Origin of the sequence: Photorhabdus luminescens subsp. luminescens (genome assembly GCF_001083805.1) — a bacterium.
Taxonomy (GTDB): domain Bacteria; phylum Pseudomonadota; class Gammaproteobacteria; order Enterobacterales; family Enterobacteriaceae; genus Photorhabdus; species Photorhabdus luminescens.
The window spans coordinates 95,759-115,341 of the sequence record NZ_JXSK01000002.1 but is presented as its reverse complement, the minus strand read 5'-3'; the positions used below and the strand labels follow the sequence as shown (position 1 = coordinate 115,341).

The following is a 19,583-nucleotide window of genomic DNA, read 5'->3' as shown; positions in this document are numbered from 1 at the left end:
AATAGACGCTGATAAATAAGGTGGAATAATGCGAGTCGTTGATATTATTCGGCAAACTTCGGCTGCGGGGGTGCAGTTATTTGTTGAGCGCGGCAAATTGGGTTTTAAGGTCATGTCAGGTTGTGTTTTTACTCCTGAACTAAAAAACCTGGTGATTGCTAATAAAGCTGACATTATGGCTTTTTTAGCGCCAGATGAAGCTATTAAATTGGTGTCATTGGGTGCTGACCAAACGCCATTATTTTTGGTTCCTGGCGCAGGTGCTCCAGTATCATCTTTTATTGATTTAGCCCGAGAAATAAAAAACGATTTCAGCCTCAAAGTATTTGACGCAACTTCTCTGTTCTTAGGGGGGAACACAATTACTGTTAAAACATTGGCTGAACGTTATGCGGCATTACTTTTGCAAGACTATCCACAAGAGCATTATCGACTGGTGGGTGATTGTGTAGGGGCATGTGTTGCTTTCGAGGTTGCTTTGGCGTTGGAAAATAATGGGAAAACCGTTGACTTGATAGTGATTGATAGTTTTCTTACCGCTTATGAGCAACAGCCTTATACCCGCGAAGAGATCGACGAAGTGAGTGCCGAGTTAGCTCAAGGCATTGAAGGCGAAGCGCTGGAAAGGTTTATTGAAGTTTATAAAAGCTACTCTACGATGGCTTGCGATTATGTACCATCGGCCAGATTAAAGGGCAAGATGACATTCATTTATTGCGAAACTTCTATACAACTACGGGCAGAAAAAAAGAAGATTATTGCATCCTTACAAGATTATGTCGCACAAACGATTACTTGCGGCATGGTAGGCGGTGATCATTATTCAGTATTAAAACCGGGTGCCGTTGAAGAGCTGGCTGAGGCTATATTGCGACAACGCTATCGGCCGGAGCCTTTATTCAAAACATCGAACTTAACCTATCAGGAGCTGCTCGACATTGTGCAATATCGGGTCGATATATATCGGCCTATAAATAATATCAATCATTTTCACCGAGTGAAGATATTACAGGTCGGATGTTGGTTTATTGAGATAGCGGATGGACGTGCGCATATTGATTTCAACGCTAATGATGCAATGTATGAACAATATGATTTTTATAGTGAGATTGAAATCAGCGTGGAGTCATTAATCGCGTGTGTAACCAGTGAGGAACCATCAGCCGCTATCGCTAAGGCGATATTAGATAATAAAATTCAGGTCCAACGAGGAGAAGAGCTGTATCACTTATTATGGATTATTTTTGGCGTCACGCAACCGGATGAAATTTTTCACTGGATTGATCAACAAGATAGCCAAGATCAATATTTAGGCGTGCAAACTAATGGCGTTGCTTTTGACGATAAATGGCCTGTCAATTCTCCCGTTTGTACTCGCTATATGCCTGCTTATTACAGTGTGATTCATAGAGCATTAATGTCTCTGCCGATCGAGTACAGTGACTTTGAATTTATCGATTTGGGATGTGGTAAAGGGCGAGCGATTATATGTGCATCCAGTTATAATTTTAGCAAGATTACCGGAGTAGAAACTGTTGAATCGTTGGCATTAATTGCACGGCAAAATGTTAACGTTATAAATAAAAAAAATCACATTGAGATAATACAGGCTGATGTAAATAATTATCGATTTAATGAAAACCATGTGGTTATTTATCACTGTGATAGTTTTTTAGATGAACAGCTTAAGCAACTTCTACCGCGGTTGAAAACAGATGTTTATGACAAAGGCTATAAGGTTTTGATTTTGCAAATTAATGGAGATGATACTATTTATCGACACTGTTTTTGGTTAACGCCAAAAACTATTAGCCGAGGTTTTATGGGGGGATGGAATATCACTTTGTGGCAAAGTAAAGATTGTTAAAGTCAGGCAATAATAAAATTTTATTTAGGAGTTAATCTCGATGATCTCTGATTTGGTTAAAGCCAATCGGTTAAAAATTATTTTTAATAGTATTGTTGGTGCTTTTAGCGCTTTCTTTAGTATTTGGTTAATTTCCTTGATTACTGATGATGCATTGGAGCAGATTAGTGCTGACTTAGTATCGTGGACAGTTAAGTTCTTCATCGGGCTTGCTTGTTTATTTATTGTAAGTTCTTTTGCTAATTACCTAATGACAAAGTTAAGTGTCAAAATTATTTTTGAAGTTCGTAGTACCTTAGTGAAACGGATCTTGAATACTCCTTATGCCATTTTGGATAGGATTGGCGGGCATAAAGTTCAGGCCAGTTTAACATCTGATGTGAGTGATATTTCCAGGGCTATCTCTACCATGCCGCAGTTTATTTATCATGTAATTACCGTGATTGCATGTTTAGGTTTTCTGGCATTCAGATCGATTGATCTGTTTATAGTCACGCTGGTTATTCTCCCATTAGGGCTTTTGGTTTCGCGTTATTTCATCAGTCGAGCTGAAGCTTATGATGAAATATATCGTGATGATTATGATAATTTGCATGAACAATTTAAGAGTCTGGTGGATGGAGTTAAAGAACTTAATAATAATGAAAAGCGCAAACATTCGTTTTTTAATCGAGGTGTTTTACCCTCATTAGAAAAGATTAATGACTCTGATCTTAGATCAGAAATTTTCTGGAAATTGAATGAAAATTGGGGACAAATATTATTATTTCTGGTGCTTGGCTCTATTTTATTTTCTCATGTTATGTGGGGGATAGGGGAAAGTAACGATATTCTTACCTTTATCTTTATTATGACCTTTTTACTGGGGCCTGTTGATTTTATTTTATCCTCACAGGAAACCATAGTAAAAGCGCTCATATCTCTGCGTAAGATTGATCGCTTAAAGTTTTCTGAAAACTTATCAATGGAGCCAACTGTAACCAACACCGAAGAATATAAAGAATGGTCTAGAATTTCCCTGCGTTCCATAAGTTTTCAGTATACCGGTGAAGGGAACTGTTTTTCTGTTGGACCGATTAATCTGGATATTCAGCGCGGCGAAATTATCATTATTAAAGGTGGCAATGGCAGTGGTAAATCGACTTTTGCCAAATTATTGATTGGACTGTTGAATAAATCTGAAGGTGATATTTTCATAGATGATAAGGTGGTTAATAAAGATAACCGAGAGAATTATCTGAATATGTACAGTGTTATTCATTCGGATTTTTATCTGTTTGATACGGTAATTAACCGAAAAGGTGAACTTGCCGATGATGAATTAACGCGTCAATATCTGAAAAAATTGGATTTAGCAGAAAAAGTCACGGTTAAAGATGGCAGATTATCCACAACTAAGCTTTCTCATGGTCAACGTAAACGCTTAGCTCTGGTTATCTCTTATATGGAAGATGCGCCTATTTATTTGTTTGATGAATGGGCTGCCGATCAGGACCCTAATTATAGAGGGTTTTTCTATAACGAATTACTTCCTGAAATGAAGCGCAATGGAAAAACTATTATCGTTATTAGCCATGACGATAAATATTTTCATATCGCAGACAGAGTTATCACTATGGATAATGGTTTGGTGGATAATATTGAAATCAACGTGCATCCCGATAAAGTAGAAAACGGTGCTTTAAAGCCCGCTGTTTCTGCTATATAACTATAATAAGGAAAGATAACTATAATAAGGAAAGATAACTATAATAAGGAAAGGTAACTATAATAGGGAAAGATAATTATAATAGAGAAATATAATCATAATAGAAAATAGATATCAGGAGGTTATCATGTTGGAACTATTTGAAGATCAATTGGCTGGAATTAGAGAAAAATATGGGAGTGACTGTTTAAAAAGAGTAGAGGATATGTTTTATCCTTTATTACAACAAAGAGCGCCATTACAAGCAGATGCTAAATATATCATGCCTGGGCTTTCTACCACGCCGTGGTTAGATACCCATTCTTTTCCGCAGTTGCAGCCATTAGTCACCTCATTGATGAATAATGCGGGTAAAATAAAACAGGAAATTAACGCGGTCATCAGCGGTGAGTCCCAACATATAACCGATTATGAGCACTATTTGGGAACGCAAAGAGATTGGAAAGCGTTATATTTGTTCAAAAATGGTCAGCCTAATAATGCAGTTGCCAATATTTTGCCCGCTACATGGCATATTTTTAATAATGAATTACGGGATTGGCATTGTCCTCTATTGGAAGTTCACTTTTCGGTGTTGCAACCGGGTACGGTGATTAAACCGCATTGTGATTTATGGAATTTCACTCTTAATTTACATTTTGCGGTCGATATTCCTGCTAGCAATTGTGAGATCATCGTTGCCAATGAAGCCAGATGTTGGAAAGAAGGAGAATGTTTACTTTTTGATTATTCTTATCAGCATGAAGCTTATAACCGTTCAGATAAACATAGAATTTGTTTATTAATGGATATCTGGCATCCAAATTTATCGTTTGCGGAACGAGAAGCATTGGTTTTGATTATTACCGGTATTCGTGAACTTTTCGATTAGCTTATACCCAATGGATTTCAAGATGCATCGCGACGGCAAGGGAGCGAATCCCCGGGAGCATAGAAAACTATGTAACCGGGGTGAGTGAGCGCAGCCAACAAAGAGGCAACTTGAAAGATGACGGGTATATTTTCCTAGATATGTGTTGCTGGATATGGCAACACAGTTTAAAAGGATAGCCTTTATGAATAGAAATGGGCAATGCATGGTGTCTGATATTCAGGAGTCTGATGACTTCATTTTTGAGCTTGACTCAACAGAACAGACATATTTAAAGCAGGAATTTTTAGCGTCTACTCTAAAATATGACATTGATAATTTCGAGGAATTTTACTGGCAATGTTTTTATCAATCGTTTAATTTGCCAGTACGTTTACAGAAAAAGCTATTTGACTTTCGTGCATTAGAAAATGAAAATTATTTGCTGATAAAGGGATTGCCTATTCCTGATAATCTTGGCTTAACGCCTTTATCTTATGAACAAACAAATAGTTCTGAGGTGGCGGGTGTTCGTACTTTGATATCCACGATTTTATCTCGCATTGGATATATTTATTCGTTTGTCAACAAAAAGAACTTTAATTTTATCGATGATGTTTTCCCAATGGAAAAATATAAGAATATGCAGTTAGGGACAAACAAGGCGTTTTTGGAATGGCATGTTGAAGATGGTTTCCATGATGCAAAAGCGGACTGGGTCGCTTTATATTGTCTACGTGGCGATAAAAATGCTAAAACCTACTTGTTTCAAACCAAGAATATTCATTTAGATGCTGAAACTATTGCCGAATTACAAAAGCCAAACTTTGAGATCGATGTCGATCCTACATTTATGTCAAATACGAGTGGCCGCCGTTGTGTTGCCATATTAAGTCAACATCAAGAACCAGAAATGATATTTGATCCAGCTTATATGCGTTGTTTAACCCCAAATGCAGCAGTAGCGTTAGAAAAGTTGAATCAGTGTATTAATGAAAATAGAGAGACTTTTACGTTATCGCCTGGAGAAATGTTGCTATTTGATAACCGCAAAGTCGCTCATGCGCGCAGCGAGTATGAACCTCGATACGATGGTTATGATCGCTGGTTACTCAGAGCATTAATATTGGAATCAAAATTCAAAGCCAGAGATTGCTTTTATACAGGCACTTTAAGGGCAAAATAAAAATGACATCATTTAAAGCAATATCATTTAAAGCAATATCATTTAAAGCAAACGTACTACTGTTGACTGTCTTATTAACAATCAGTTGTAGCGAATTTAAAAGTTACTCAGTAAAGACCACGACAGCATTTGAGGCGAAAATCATTCGTACTCATTATGGTGTACCTCATATTTATGCGCAAGATTTGGGAAGCCTGAGTTTTGGCAACGCCTATGCTCAGGCACAAGATAATATATGCATTATGGCGGATAATTATGTGCGTATTAGGGGGGAGCGTGCGCGTTTCTTTGGTGCTGATAGGAATAAACCGGGGGACTCACTGAATTTAATTCAGGACTTCGGCTATAAAGCCCTAGCTTTGGTGGAACAGGCACGAGAAAAGTGGCCTCAATTAAGTGCCGATTCACAGGTAATTATTGATGGATTTGTTGCAGGTTATAATACCTACCTGTCCCATGTTAAGGAGGGCCGTTATATCTTGCCAAAAGCTTGTCGAGGTCAAGAATGGGTAATACCTATTCAACGTGAGGATGTGCTGGCATATGTATTTTCTATTGCGGTATTTCCGGGTTCTGCTCAATTTCTTGCCGATTATTATGCCGCTGATCCCAATAATGATGATCAAAAACAATTGGCTTCACATACATCAAGGTATAATGGTTATTCCATTGGTTCGAATGGTTGGGCGTTAGGCCGTGATAAAGTTGAAGGGGTTAATGGCATGTTATTGGCGAACCCCCATTTTCCTTATGAAGGCAACCTGCGTTTTTGGCAGGTGCATCATGTCATGAACGGCAAGGTTGATGTTATGGGAGCGTCTTTAATTGGTTTTCCGGGTATTATTAATATTGGATTTAATCACAACATTGCCTGGACTCACACTTATTCATCGGCTGAACATGTCATTGTTTATAAAATGCAAACTGCTGCTAACAATCCGCTCAATTATGTGATTGATGGGATTATTAAACCGGTAATGTCGAAGCCGATTCATATTGAAGTCAAAACCGACAACGGTATTGAAACTATCGTCAAAGATTATTTTTATACTGATATTGGGCCAGTTATTGAAAATGAAGACTTTGCTTGGTCTGAGTCTGAATTTTATGTTGTAAAAGATGTTAATCTTTACAACCTTAATATGATTGATCATTGGTTGGCGTTGAATCGAGCGAATAATCTTGCCGATGCAAAACAATCTTATAAAGATTTTAATGGCTTGGCTTTTAATAACACGTTGTTAACCGGTAAAGAAGGCGTTGGTATTTTTATGGGTGATAGAGCGGTACCGGCATTGTCTCTTGAAGCCATTCAATTATTGAATAATGACGAAACCTTGGCGGCCGCCCGTGAGAAGTATGACGTGACTATTTTACCGGGTAACTCATCATCCATGATTTTTACCGAAGCCTTGGGTTATGATCAGATCCCGCAGCTTGTGGAAACATCCTATGTACAAAATTCCAATGATTCTCACTGGGCAACGAACTTGGAACATTTACTCGAAGGTTTTTCCCCACTTCTGGGTAATGAACGAAAACCCCTGTCGTTCAGAACGCGTATGGGATTGCAACTAATACAGGACGCGGCGGGTGATAATAAGCGATTTTCTCTAATGGAATTAGAACGGGCGTTATTCTCTGAGCGTTCATATTTAGCCGAACTGATATTAAAGGATGTGGTTACCCTATGTGATAAAACACCGAACCGATTAATTAGATTGGAGAATGGAATAAAGGTGGATATTACTCAAGCATGCCAATTACTATCACAATGGAACGGTGAATTTAATGCTGATAGCCGGGGCGCTATTATATTCCGTGAATTGGCTTTTTTAATTGATCAACAAGAACACTTTGTCGTACCGTTTGATATAGCCCATCCGGCAACAACACCGCGTCAATTAAAACAAAGTGAAGAGTTTGTCACCTTGTTAGCACGAGCGGTTGCTAATGTGAATAATGCGGGGCTGGCTTTAGATACTCCGGTGAGTCAGTTTCAATTTATTGAAAGTACCGCGCCTGACGGTAAACCGGCAGATAATCGCATGAGTTGGCCGGGGTTGTTTGGAGAAGAAGGCGGCTTTAATATGATCGCTCCGTGGGATGGGGATGAAACCCTGTTTCCTAAACATCATTATACTGTGGGTAATGATGTGGTGACTGGTGAGCCATTGGAATCGGAGCTAACTGATCAAGGATATCATATTCGTTATGGTTCTAGTTGGATAATGCTGGTGGCATTTGATCAACAAGGACCTAATGCGCGTGGGTTACTCACTTATTCGCAATCTTCTGATATTGATTCGCCTCATTTTGCGGATCAGAGCCGGTTTTATTCTCATTATAAACAGCTATTGCCGTTGCCTTATCGGCCAGAAGAGATTAAACGATCAACTATTTCAGAATTGGTTATCCAACATTAGGCAATCAGATTATTTGGGCCTTGGCTGGATAAAATTATTAACTGGCGGATGGGTTCCGTCAGTTATCGAAAATACTACTTATTCTTTGGAACTATATAAATATGATGGATTTTTTTAATTCTGGATGTCAGAAATGTGTAGAGTTCACCATGCCATCTATCGAGGATGTGTTTACTTGTATGCTGGATAGAGTCCCTTTTATTATTCGAGGAGGGGCTGAACAGTGGGTAGCAAGAACGAAGTGGACATGGAACTATTTTCAGCAAAAATTTGGTCATCACCTGATAAAAGTATTTCGATCATCAAATAATAAAGATAATAAATATATGTCTCTTGGTGACTATATTGATTATATAAAAGATGTGGAAGAACTCGATCCTTATTATGCTTCTGCGTGGCAGTTTTCGCTCTATTTTAAAGAATTGGTGAATGATTATGAGGTCCCTGACTATTTTTCCTGCTTGATTCGTCAGCGTGTTGCAGACGATATTTTGCATAATGAAGCAGCATTACTATTACTTCGCTGGATTTATATGGGACCTAAAAACAGTGGTTCTCGTTTGCATTTGGACATTGCTTCTACTCACGCCTGGAATGCGGTTATTAGTGGTCGAAAAGAGTGGGTATTTTATGGGCCGGAAGAAGCAGCGAAAATAGGTTATGGCAAAGTTGATGCTTTTAACCCCGATCTGGCCTTATATCCCGATTTCACTCAGGCGCAGGGTATTCATTGTATACAGAATCCTGGTGATATTGTTTTCACTCCTTGTACACACTATCACCAAGTTAAAAATTTGGCGTCAGGAATTTCAATCACTGAAAATTTTATTAATGACACGAATTTGGCGCTTGTTAAGAACGCTATAACGAACGACGATGATATATCGCCTGAGCAGGCGAGTTTTATTCGCATGTTGATTCCTGAATTAAGTTAATTGTCGGAAATAACGGGGCAGTTAATGGTAATAATAAGGTGAAAAAATGCCTTGGGGCTAACGTAAATGGCATTTTTAGTGCCGATTATCACAGTCAGGCGACTTGGCCCCGTCGGCTGACTTATTGGATTGAAGCCGGTTGTTTTACTTTGCAAAAATGGGCAGCTTTATATTGCTAAGAATGTTGCTATTGTGACAGGCTGGGTTTTCGGTATTTTTGGTCGAATGAGTGAAAAAAAACCTGTTACCTATAGAAAAACAATAAATTTTGTCGCCAAAGCGACATTCCTGCATAAAGTGTTTTAACATTTGGTCGTTAAATACGTACAATCCCGTCCCTGAATGTGTTCTCTACAGAATAGGCTTAGTTTGTCACTGATCCGGTTTTACATATCGCGGAATCGCCTGCCAGCCTGGCTCGGTATATTCGCGATACTGATGTTGTTCATTGCGCCAGTGATTTCCCGATCGCTGGAACATGCGCGCATTAGTGAGGCTCATTCATCGAGAGTGGTCGATTGCCATAGGGTGATGTCATCTGACGATGATATGCCTCGGAATATGTCTCATTCTGACGTTTCTTCCGCATCACATGTTACTAAATCGCATAGTACTAAATCGCATAGTACTAAATTATATAGTACCAGCCATCATGATGGCATGCAGATGGGTATACATGCTGGCGGTGGTATGTCGATGTTGGAGGATATTGCTTGTGGGTACTGCGTTTTTCTGATCCATGTACCTATACTGGATTTGGCGAATACACCGCTATTTTGGTCAACTTCGCTGACTTCACGGCCGCCACCGATTCAAACCGTAGCTTCCTTTCTGCCGCATTTCATCTTTTCTGATTCGTTGCCTCGCGCTCCGCCTGAACAGATCTAATCTCATTGGTTTAAACATAATTGCAACGCTTTGTCCTGCAACTTGTTGAGTCAGGAAAAGCTTGCTCATACCAAAAACGATTTGGTTGGATTCTATAACGTATTCCGCTTTTGATAGAAATATCACTTTGGAAGGTGGATTCACATTAAGGCAAGATGATGTTCGAAAAAAATTCTTCTCATAAAAAAAATATGCTATCCCATTGTATCCGTTCGGCAATGCCGCTTTTTCTGCTAGCGACTTTTAATGGCTATGCGGCTGAAACCGCATCGGATACGCACGACCATATAAAGGGTTCAAAAACCAATGATGGGGATGTGATTACCGTAACCGCGCCTTTGTACTCTCCTTTAGCGATTGTCACCTCGCCAAAAACGCCTCGTCAGCCAGTTCCGGCAAGTGATGGTTCTGATTATTTAAAAACCATACCCGGATTTTCTCAAATCCGTAATGGCGGCACTAATGGCGATCCGGTATTTCGGGGTATGTTTGGTTCAAGAATTAAGCTCCTGACTGATGGCGCAGAAATGCTAGGAGCGTGTCCCGGCAGAATGGATGCCCCTTCATCCTACATTTCGCCAGAAAGTTATGATTTGCTGACAGTCATTAAAGGGCCTCAAACGGTGTTGTGGGGGGCTGGCGCTTCGGCAGGGACCGTAAGATTTGAACGCGAACATCCTCGCTTTGATCAGCCGGGAGTCAAATTCAATGCCAGTGGACTGACGGGTTCAAATGACCGTTGGGATGGCAATGTTGATGCTAGTGTTGGTAGTGAATTGGGATATTTACGTTTAATGGCAAATAAATCCCGTTCAAATGACTACAAAGATGGCGGTGGATATCGCGTCCCTTCACGTTGGGATAAATGGAATAGTGATCTGGCGTTGGGATGGACACCGGATAAAGACACATTGCTCGAACTGACCGTGGGTAAAGGTGATGGAGAGGCCCGTTATGCCGGACGTAGTATGGACGGTTCACAATTCAAACGTGAAAGTCTTGGTGTACGTTTTGAAAAATCTCACATCGGTGAGGTACTGGATAAGGTTGAAGCCCAAGTTTATTACAACTATACCAACCATATTATGGACAATATAACCTTGCGTTCTCCGAATAGCGCCATGTCGATGGGCATGTCTTCTTCGGGTTGTAAACATGGGTGCGGTATGCACATGAATATGAACCACGGTATGTCGATGCAACTGGATCGTCGCGTTGTCGGGGGGCGAGTCATGGGCACTTGGCTATGGCAAGACTTCAAATTGGAAAGTGGCGCGGATACACAAACCAATACCCACCGTAATAAAATGGGTAGTGGATGGCAAAAGGATGCGCAATTCTATAACTATGGTCTATTTAGTGAGCTAACTTGGTATGCCACAGAACAGAGCGAATTAATAACCGGTGCTCGTCTTGATCGCAGCCGGGTAAAGAAATTTGCTGGTAATAGTGAAAAAGAGCGTGATGATACTTTACCGAGTGGTTTTATGCGCTTAGAGCATACTCTGGCTGATATGCCAATGATGTTTTATGCCGGTATTGGTTATACCGAACGTTTCCCCGATTATTGGGAATTGTTCTCGCCTACATATGGTCCGGCGGGGAGTACCAGTGCTTTTGATGGGGTAAAAAGTGAGAAAACCACTCAACTTGATATCGGCGCTCAATATACCGGGGAACGTTTTAATGGTTGGGTATCCGCTTATATAGGGCGTGTAAATGATTTCATTTTATTCAGATATAGCCCGAAAAACGCCCGTATTAGTCAGGCGGATAACGTTAATGCCAATATCATGGGCGGAGAAATGGGCTTCGGTTATCAATTGACAGATTATTGGAAAACGGATGCCAGCCTTGCCTATGCCTGGGGAGAAAATAGGACAGATAACCAGCCGATGCCTCAGATTCCACCTCTGGAAGCCCGCTTTGGATTGACCTATGAACGCGGTGATTGGAGTAGTACCGGCTTGTGGCGATTGGTAAGCAGCCAGCATCGGATTGCCGTGGGACAGGGGAATGTTGTCGGCAAAGATTTTCAAGATAGTTCAGGTTTCGGCGTGCTTTCTGCCAACGTGGCCTATAAGGTTAACAAAAATGTAAAAATTAGCGCTGGCATTGACAATATTTTGGATAAAGAATACAGCGAACACCTCAACCTTGCCGGTAATAGCACCTTTGGTTATTCATCGAATACTTCGGTGAATGAACCCGGCCGGACAGTGTGGGCGAAAGTAGGGGTAAAATTCTAATCAGAAAATGGCGTCCAGTGATTGGGCGCCAATTATTTATCCTTTTCTTGATTAATGACTATTTCTTATTACCGATATACGGATAAACTTTTACATAATCCACATCGAATGTTGCGGTTGTTTTATTTATCGGGCCATAACCTTGCGCTGGATAACTGCGCGGTACTTCGGAACTCAAAATAATATATTGGTTGGCGATTGAAATTGGAACTTGATCTAACCCTGATAGGTTTTGAGCAATATCATCAATATAAAATGTATAACCGCTCGGCGTCCATGCCACAGCAAATTTGTGGAATTTACCATCAGTCAGTTTATTGGTAGACAATTTCTTTGACCACTCCTTATGAGCGCTGCCATAACCATTCCAGTGAATAGCGTGATCATATTTATCCTGTGTCGCTTCAGCTAAATGTTCAAATACATCAATTTCGACACCTGATTTTTCTGGATTTGTTAAATCGTGACCGATTGTCGGTGACTGGACCCAGAATGCAACTTGATTACCTTCTGCACGATTAAATCTGATAGCGGCTTCCCAATAGCCGTATGTTTGTAGGAAACTTTTTTGCGTTGAAATCATGCCGCAATAATTCTGTAGCTTGCCAGAAGAACTATCGGAATAGGTTTTTATGGTTAAATGACCGTTCCGTACAATAACCGCTGATGGAGTATTAATACAATTATTTCTGACACCCAGACCACGGTGATCCCATTTTTGGGTATCAAGCGCGGCGCCATTGAAATTATCTTCAAATGAGGGAGTAGGGCTAAATTCATTGGGGACTTTTGCTAGAGCATACCCGCAGATCAATGAGCTTAATAATAACGTGTAGGTTAGCTTAGTTTTCATCTATTTTCCTTGTATGTTTGACGTGAATAATAGCCATTTAGGCGTTATGACGCGTTTTCCTGGGATGAGTAACTTAATCGAATATTGGCAACAGGGTTACCGACTTAATTTATTACTCCTATGCTTTTTGTTTTTAGTTATTTTGGACGTAATTAATATTGATTGGTGAAAATGAAAATCGGCAATATTGATTGGGGAGAAATAATTGAAATAGATACAGTAAAGAAAGTTGTTATGGTGAGTAAATAGAAACCCCGTTCGTCAGAACGGGGTATATGGTGACTCTAAATTATTTCGATGCATCCAGCGCTTGAGCAAGATCGGCAATAATATCGTCGATATGTTCAATGCCGATTGACAAGCGAATCATATCCTGTGATACGCCGGCTTTAATTAACTCTTCATCATTTAATTGGCTATGCGTTGTTGACGCTGGGTGACAAGCAAGTGATTTAGCGTCGCCAATATTAACCAAGCGCACAATCAATTTTAGTGCATCAATAAATCGCGCGCCGGATTGCTTCCCGCCTTTAATACCGAAGGAAAGGATAGCTGATGGTTTCCCATTCATATAATGTTGAGCTAATTCATGTTCTGGATGATCTGGCAGCCCTGCATATTTCACCCAACTAACTTGAGGATGATCTTGCAAATAATGAGCGACTTTCAGCGCATTTTCAGTATGACGTTCCATTCTTAATGCCAGTGTTTCCAATCCTTGCAGGATAAGGAAAGCATTAAAAGGCGATAGTGCCGCTCCCATATTACGTAGCGGTACGACACGGCAGTGTCCGATAAATGCAGCTTTGCCGAATTGCTCGGTATAAACGACGTTATGATAGGAGGGATCTGGGGTAGTTAATATAGCAAACCGTTGCTGATATTTTTTCCAGGGGAAATTGCCGGAATCTACAATGATGCCGCCAATAGAATTACCATGCCCTCCCATATACTTGGTTAAAGAGTGAATAACGATATCGGCGCCATGCTCGAAGGGGCGGCAAAGCACAGGAGTGGCGACAGTATTGTCAACAATTAAAGGGACGCCATGACGATGAGCGACTTCGGCAAATTTTTTCAGATCAACAATATTACCTGCCGGATTACCAATAGATTCACAAAATACCGCCTTGGTACGATCATCAATCAGTGACTCCAATGCTGCAATATCATCGTGTTCAGCAAACCGGGTCTCAATCCCGAATCGCGGCAATGTGTGAGCTAACAGGTTATGAGTGCCGCCATATAACTTAGCAACAGAGATAATGTTATCTCCAACGCTGGCAATGGATTGAATCGCGCAGGTGACGGCCGCCATGCCAGATGCGACGGCCAAAGCCGCGACTCCTCCTTCAAGTAGAGCGACCCGTTTTTCTAATACATCATTAGTCGGGTTCATAATGCGGGAATAGATGTTGCCCTCAACCTTTAAATCAAATAGGTCGGCGCCGTGTTGGGTATCGTCAAACGCATAGGATGTCGTTTGATAAATAGGAACGGCAACCGCTTTGGTGGTTGGATCAGGGGAATATCCGCCGTGGATAGCAAGAGTTTCTGGTTTCATTTTCGATCTCTTTTTTTACGGTAAGATGACATATATCTTTGATGAATGGGTGTAAGCGGCTTTTGTTAAAATCATAGCCTGACTTACTATTGCTAGCAATTGCTCACAAGGAACTTGATTTATATCTCTTTTTGATTGATGAACTATTAGAATAGATATCTGTGTAGACATGATATTTCCGCTAATTCTTTATTGATTAAAGAAATAATTTGAAAAAGTTACTAATTATTTGCTTTAGCTATGTTAGTATTATTATTTTTTTAATAATGTGGATGTTATCACAAAATACTTCAATAATTTCAGCCAAGCAACATTAACTATTAAAATAGAAAATGGGAACAAAATACTTAAATAAATATTCAATCTTTTATAAAGATCACAAAAATTGCTGTGAAATAGTTAGTTTTCGTTAGATTGCTTTAATTTATTTATTCGTTGTTGCCTGAGAGAAAATAGAGGGTATACTCGTCATTCTCACTTTTTCAGGCTTTTTTAAATGATTTTGGTCGTAATTTATTGTTAGTATTATCAATATTGGCACTAACCAATAAATTAATAGGATTCTTATGGCTACGTTTTCAAATCGGCGGGAGTTAAAACAACTTTTATTTTTCTCTTTCCCTATCATCGTTAGTCAGATAGCACGTACAGCAATGAGTTTTGTTGATATTGTAATGTCTGGTCACTATGCTACGGCTGATTTAGCAGCGGTAACATTAGGCAGTAGTATTTGGTTTCCTATATTTGTATTGGGATATGGGATGATTATCATGCTGGCAGCAGATGTCGCTAAGCAGAAAGCGCAACATGATGACGAAGGGATTAGAGACAGTCTTAAAAATTACTTGTTTCTGGCGGTGATACTTTCGATACCAATAATTCTTTTATTAATGTTAGTTAGCTGGCTACTTTCGTTCATCGGTATTGATGAGCATATTTTAGAAATTACCCAGGGCTATGTTATTGCTTTGGCCTGTGGTGTTCCTAGTGTTATGATATTTAATGTTTTTCGTTCCTTTCTACAAGGATTGGAAGACACAAAAATCGCAATGTATTTGTCTGCGGCTTCTTTATTATTGAATATACCATTAAATTACATATTCATTTATGGGAAACTGGGTTTGCCAGCAATGGGCGGCATTGGCGCGGGTATTACAACTGCAATTATTAATAATCTAATTGCTGTATGCTTGATTATCTATTTTCTCCTAAAGAAGGAATATCGTCGCTATAGGCCAGATTTTAGTTTGCCGAAATATAATGCTTTGATGAAGACTTTTTATATTAGCATGCCAAGTGGATTGGCTCTTTTTGTTGAAATGGTTTTTCTCGATGTGATCGCGATAACCGCGGCGCCTTTAGGTGCTCAAGTCATTGCTGCGCATAATATTATGCTTAATATTACCTCGATCATCTATACTATAACTGGAGGGATTGCCGCCGCTGTGACTGTAAAAGTTGGTTCCTATATTGGGAAGAGAGATAGAACATCATTAATCGGCACTATAAGGATCTCAATTGCTTTAATTTTATCTATTTCCGCAGTTATTGGTGTTTTAATCTACTATTTTGCAGGTTCATTTATTTCACTCTATACTAACGATAATGGAGTCATAATAATTGCGCTTAACATCATCTTTCTGTTATGTCTGTTCCAATTCTTTGACTCTTGTCAGGCGGTTTTATCCGGTATTTTACGGGGTTTTCATGATACTCGATCGGTATTTTACGCGCCGTTATTCGGTTATTGGCTAGTGGGTTTGCCATTAGGGTTTGTTTTGGCTTTGACAGACTGGGTAACCGAGAGGATGGGAATTATAGGGTTTTGGTATGGGTTGGTTTTGGGCTTTTTGTGAATGCTATTTTGCTGTTTATCATATTAAGGGTTAGACAGAGAGGCATGATTTCTCAAATAATTTCATATTAACCTAACAGCTATTATATCTACATAAATTCCCTGTCGAAAGGTAGGGGATTTCTCTGATTTTATTTAAATAACTTAATTGAATTCTTTCATCTTAGAGCTAAAATAGTATCAATATTGCCATTTGATTATTTATTTTATAAAAATTACAGTTAATTTAAATTTACTTTAAAAAACTGTGGTTATTTAATTTTTCATCAATGGAAAATGATATTTAGTTAGAGTTTAAGTCATGTCAGTAATGTTTTCGTTTTAGTGAATTTAATAATTTATATATTAGTGATCATTCTCGTAATAAATATCTTTATATCTGAAAAAATAATTTTTCCTATTTAAATCATTTGGATGAGATATATATTTTTGATTTTTATTTATCATTGTTAAGTATTTTTTAATTAATGTGAAATAGTTAATTTGGTGTTATATAGTTACCATGTGAACAATAACATTATAATTAATTTAATATTGAAATAATTTCTTATTTATACATCTATATGTATTGATATTTTTACACTCATTATTGGGTGATTCATCTAAGATTATATCCATTATTATATTAAGGTTATGGTGAATATTTATTTAATAATTAAATAGTTAGCTGAATTAATTACCATTCTATACAAATAGATACGATTGTTTTATGATAATGATTATCATTTCATTTTTTATTAAAAGTACGTTAATATGCGCGCCAGTCTTCGGACGGTACTAAAACTATGTAATAAGCAATACTCTAACATTTAATTAGTTAACATAAGGAATATGCTATGAACAAAGTTAAAGTGTTAATTGCAGTATTAGGTACATGTGGATTAGTAACACAAGTTATGGCTGATCCAGGTTTTGGGCAAACTCAAAAGTTTGATGCGAATAAACCTAGCATTAATGTAGGTGTGACTAAACAGGGTGGGTCTGGTCATGGAAGTCCTGGGGGGGAACCGGGAGTTGGGGTACATTCCATTGCTGGCGGTCAAATTGTTAGCTTTTCAGGGCTTACCCGTTATGCCGCAGCGGATGCGAATGGAATTCACAAAATTTCTATGCCGGGATCGGGCAGCCACAACGGGATGGGGTATTTAATTTTAGTAAAGTGGCTAATGCTGATGTCTATTTTGGTGAATGGTCACAAACCGGCAAGGTGAATGATACTACCCATACCGCCTATTATTCCGGTAAAGATGTGACAACTAATTTGCCTACCGGTGGGATCGCGACTTATACGGTTAAAGGAATTAACCAATATAGTGGTAGCAATGCCCTACATGGAACATTTACTGCTGATTTCGGTCAGAAAAGGCTTACTGGTTCAATAGCAAATAGTGCATTAACTGTCGGTATTAATTCTGCTATTAAAGCTGATGGTTCATTTGCGGGTAGGGCAACTGCTGGAGGGGCTGTTGGTAGAAATAGCGGGCATTTTTTTGGTGATAATGCCGCTAGTTTAGCAGGAACTGCTACGTTTACTTCGGACCATAGTAAAGATACCGCCTTTGGCGGAACTAAGAACCCATAATATGCGTTCTTAGTGACTGGATAAGACAAAGTTCATATTGGCTTTGTCTTATTTTTGTTTATTTTTGGCTCGACAATTAAGCAGTGATATTAACGATGCTAAATACCCCAATTGTTCGTTTTACTTTACTTATTAGCTGTTTGTTTATAAAGCCATCTCTAGTGTTGGCAGATGAAGATACCGGTAGAAGATTGTGGCATAACGTACAGCGAAATTTGCAGGATCAAGAAAAAGCGCTGGTCACAGATGAAACTGTAAATAAAAAGACGGATCATTTATCGATAGTACTTAATGGTCAAACGTTTAGTGTTGAAAATAATGTGAATGATATTGGTCAAGCGCTCTATTTAGCCATTAATCATCAACAAGTGAAAGATGTTGAGCGCTTTTTGTTGATATACCAGAAGTTACCTAGACATGATACTCAATTGGTCCATTTTGCTCAGGCAAATCTGGCGCGTTCTCAGGGTGACTTGGTAGCAGCAGAACAGCATTATCAGGCTATCTTGCAGCAACAACCTGATTTTACCCGTGCTAAATTAGAGTTAGCCAGGGTTTATTATGAGAATCAAAAAAATAGAGAAGCCAGTTTACTATTTAATGAAATTTCAGCGGCTAGTCGCGATAATGAAAATAAATTACCACCAGCAGTCATTAAGAATATAACTAATTATCAGGATGCAATTAATTTGCGCAATGCCTGGCGTGGATCTTTTTCCGTGGGATATATCTTTAACGATAACACGAATATGTCGCCGGATAAGCCTCCTACCTGCATTAAATATCATAAAGATGTTGGTTGTATAACTGAACGTAAGTTGCCTATGGCAAAGAAAGCGAATGGTATTAGTTATGATGCTACGTTACGTAAGATATATCCGCTAAGTGGTCACCACGGTGTCTTTTTACGCTCGATGACTTATGGAGAAAATTACCGTCATCATAGTGAGGAGAATGAAAATACCACTTCTGCTTATTTGGGCTATAGCTATAAAGCACAACAAGATGATTTCCTATTGGGGCCAGTTGTTGAATTTAATTATATTGGTAATCGTTCCCGTTATCGTACTACAGGAGTGAAAACCGAATGGATGCATATTCTATCTAAAAATCTGGCATTGAATTTGGAGGGTGAATATAAGCAGTTTCGTTATCATAAACTTTATAATCATAATGACGGTAATATGGCCTCTGTTTATGCCACTTTATCTTATTATTTAACTGATCAAACAGTTACCTTTGCGGGTGGTGATTGGGTTAATAAAACCAGTGTTGAGAAAGCGGATGATTATCAACAAAAAGGTGTGAGAGCAGGCATTTCTACTCAATTATATCCAGGAATTAATGCAGTGGTATTTACTGCATTGCGCCAGCGGCAATTTGGTGATTACAGTGTGCCTCTAAATGCACGTCGTAAAGATAATGAACAATTCTATGCGGCAATTGTGAGTATGCCTAAATTTGAAGTTTTCGGTTTAACCCCAGTAATTACTTATCGATTTAGAAAAAATAGTAGTAATGTTGATTGGCTCTATTCCTATAATAAGAATGAAGTGTTAGTTAAATTTGAAAAGTATTTTTGATACTGGTTGAAGTAACAAGTTATTTCAATTCACACTA

At 38.9% G+C, this 19,583-nt stretch carries 13 protein-coding genes and 1 pseudogene; 12 read left to right on the top strand and 2 right to left on the bottom strand.

Annotated features, from left to right (window positions below; genetic code table 11):
* Positions 1-28 precede the first annotated feature (28 nt).
* From TI10_RS05535 to TI10_RS05500, 8 genes are all read left to right on the top strand, one after another.
* Positions 29-1,867, top strand: coding sequence for a thioesterase domain-containing protein (locus TI10_RS05535; protein WP_049582287.1), 1,839 nt, complete (start codon positions 29-31; stop codon positions 1,865-1,867).
* Positions 1,868-1,919: 52 nt separating this feature from the next.
* On the top strand, positions 1,920-3,575 hold the full coding sequence (locus tag TI10_RS05530) for a cyclic peptide export ABC transporter (protein WP_244161527.1): 1,656 nt from the start codon (positions 1,920-1,922) through the stop codon (positions 3,573-3,575).
* 127 nt (positions 3,576-3,702) lie between these two features.
* Positions 3,703-4,446, top strand: coding sequence for an aspartyl/asparaginyl beta-hydroxylase domain-containing protein (locus TI10_RS05525; protein WP_049582283.1), 744 nt, complete (start codon positions 3,703-3,705; stop codon positions 4,444-4,446).
* Positions 4,447-4,630: 184 nt separating this feature from the next.
* Positions 4,631-5,611 (top strand): TauD/TfdA family dioxygenase, encoded by a 981-nt coding sequence (locus tag TI10_RS05520; protein ID WP_244161526.1) that lies wholly within the window; start codon positions 4,631-4,633, stop codon positions 5,609-5,611.
* Between the two features lie 2 nt (positions 5,612-5,613).
* Positions 5,614-8,037, top strand: coding sequence for an acylase (locus tag TI10_RS05515; RefSeq protein ID WP_049582281.1), 2,424 nt, complete (start codon positions 5,614-5,616; stop codon positions 8,035-8,037).
* 149 nt (positions 8,038-8,186) lie between these two features.
* On the top strand, positions 8,187-8,972 hold the full coding sequence (locus TI10_RS05510; RefSeq protein ID WP_074524848.1) for a cupin-like domain-containing protein: 786 nt from the start codon (positions 8,187-8,189) through the stop codon (positions 8,970-8,972).
* 342 nt (positions 8,973-9,314) lie between these two features.
* Complete coding sequence (locus TI10_RS05505) at positions 9,315-9,860, top strand: DUF2946 domain-containing protein (protein ID WP_279615314.1); 546 nt, start codon at positions 9,315-9,317, stop codon at positions 9,858-9,860.
* Between the two features lie 155 nt (positions 9,861-10,015).
* Positions 10,016-12,109 (top strand): TonB-dependent copper receptor, encoded by a 2,094-nt coding sequence (locus TI10_RS05500; RefSeq protein ID WP_175445323.1) that lies wholly within the window; start codon positions 10,016-10,018, stop codon positions 12,107-12,109.
* A gap of 58 nt (positions 12,110-12,167) precedes the next feature.
* Here TI10_RS05500 and TI10_RS05495 read toward each other — a convergent pair whose 3' ends face one another.
* Positions 12,168-12,962 (bottom strand): glycoside hydrolase family 16 protein, encoded by a 795-nt coding sequence (locus TI10_RS05495; RefSeq protein WP_049582276.1) that lies wholly within the window; start codon positions 12,960-12,962, stop codon positions 12,168-12,170.
* A gap of 289 nt (positions 12,963-13,251) precedes the next feature.
* A complete protein-coding gene (locus tag TI10_RS05490; protein WP_049582275.1) occupies positions 13,252-14,526 on the bottom strand; it encodes a bifunctional O-acetylhomoserine aminocarboxypropyltransferase/cysteine synthase in 1,275 nt (424 codons plus the stop codon).
* A 566-nt stretch (positions 14,527-15,092) separates the two neighbouring features.
* Between TI10_RS05490 and TI10_RS05485 the strand changes: the two genes are divergently transcribed.
* From TI10_RS05485 to TI10_RS05475, 4 genes and pseudogenes are all read left to right on the top strand, one after another.
* Positions 15,093-16,382 (top strand): MATE family efflux transporter, encoded by a 1,290-nt coding sequence (locus TI10_RS05485; RefSeq protein WP_244161524.1) that lies wholly within the window; start codon positions 15,093-15,095, stop codon positions 16,380-16,382.
* An 835-nt stretch (positions 16,383-17,217) separates the two neighbouring features.
* Positions 17,218-17,549 (top strand): annotated as a pseudogene (locus TI10_RS25860) (Slam-dependent surface lipoprotein); the annotation flags it as partial.
* A complete protein-coding gene (locus TI10_RS25855; RefSeq protein WP_244161522.1) occupies positions 17,541-17,963 on the top strand; it encodes a Slam-dependent surface lipoprotein in 423 nt (140 codons plus the stop codon). The pseudogene TI10_RS25860 and the gene TI10_RS25855, both read left to right, overlap by 9 nt.
* Positions 17,964-18,124: 161 nt before the next feature.
* A complete protein-coding gene (locus TI10_RS05475; protein ID WP_244161544.1) occupies positions 18,125-19,546 on the top strand; it encodes a surface lipoprotein assembly modifier in 1,422 nt (473 codons plus the stop codon).
* Positions 19,547-19,583 lie beyond the last annotated feature (37 nt).

What these genes read in the sequence shown, in the direction of transcription:
- TI10_RS05500 (WP_175445323.1), top strand. Translation starts at nt 10,016, where the DNA reads ATGATGTTCGAAAAAAATTCTTCTCATAAAAAAAATATGCTATCCCAT.
- TI10_RS05535 (WP_049582287.1), top strand. Translation starts at nt 29, where the DNA reads ATGCGAGTCGTTGATATTATTCGGCAAACTTCGGCTGCGGGGGTGCAG.
- TI10_RS05490 (WP_049582275.1), bottom strand. Translation starts at nt 14,526, where the DNA reads ATGAAACCAGAAACTCTTGCTATCCACGGCGGATATTCCCCTGATCCA.
- TI10_RS05520 (WP_244161526.1), top strand. Translation starts at nt 4,631, where the DNA reads ATGAATAGAAATGGGCAATGCATGGTGTCTGATATTCAGGAGTCTGAT.
- TI10_RS05485 (WP_244161524.1), top strand. Translation starts at nt 15,093, where the DNA reads ATGGCTACGTTTTCAAATCGGCGGGAGTTAAAACAACTTTTATTTTTC.
- TI10_RS05515 (WP_049582281.1), top strand. Translation starts at nt 5,614, where the DNA reads ATGACATCATTTAAAGCAATATCATTTAAAGCAATATCATTTAAAGCA.
- TI10_RS05495 (WP_049582276.1), bottom strand. Translation starts at nt 12,962, where the DNA reads ATGAAAACTAAGCTAACCTACACGTTATTATTAAGCTCATTGATCTGC.
- TI10_RS05510 (WP_074524848.1), top strand. Translation starts at nt 8,187, where the DNA reads ATGCCATCTATCGAGGATGTGTTTACTTGTATGCTGGATAGAGTCCCT.
- TI10_RS05505 (WP_279615314.1), top strand. Translation starts at nt 9,315, where the DNA reads ATGTGTTCTCTACAGAATAGGCTTAGTTTGTCACTGATCCGGTTTTAC.
- TI10_RS05525 (WP_049582283.1), top strand. Translation starts at nt 3,703, where the DNA reads ATGTTGGAACTATTTGAAGATCAATTGGCTGGAATTAGAGAAAAATAT.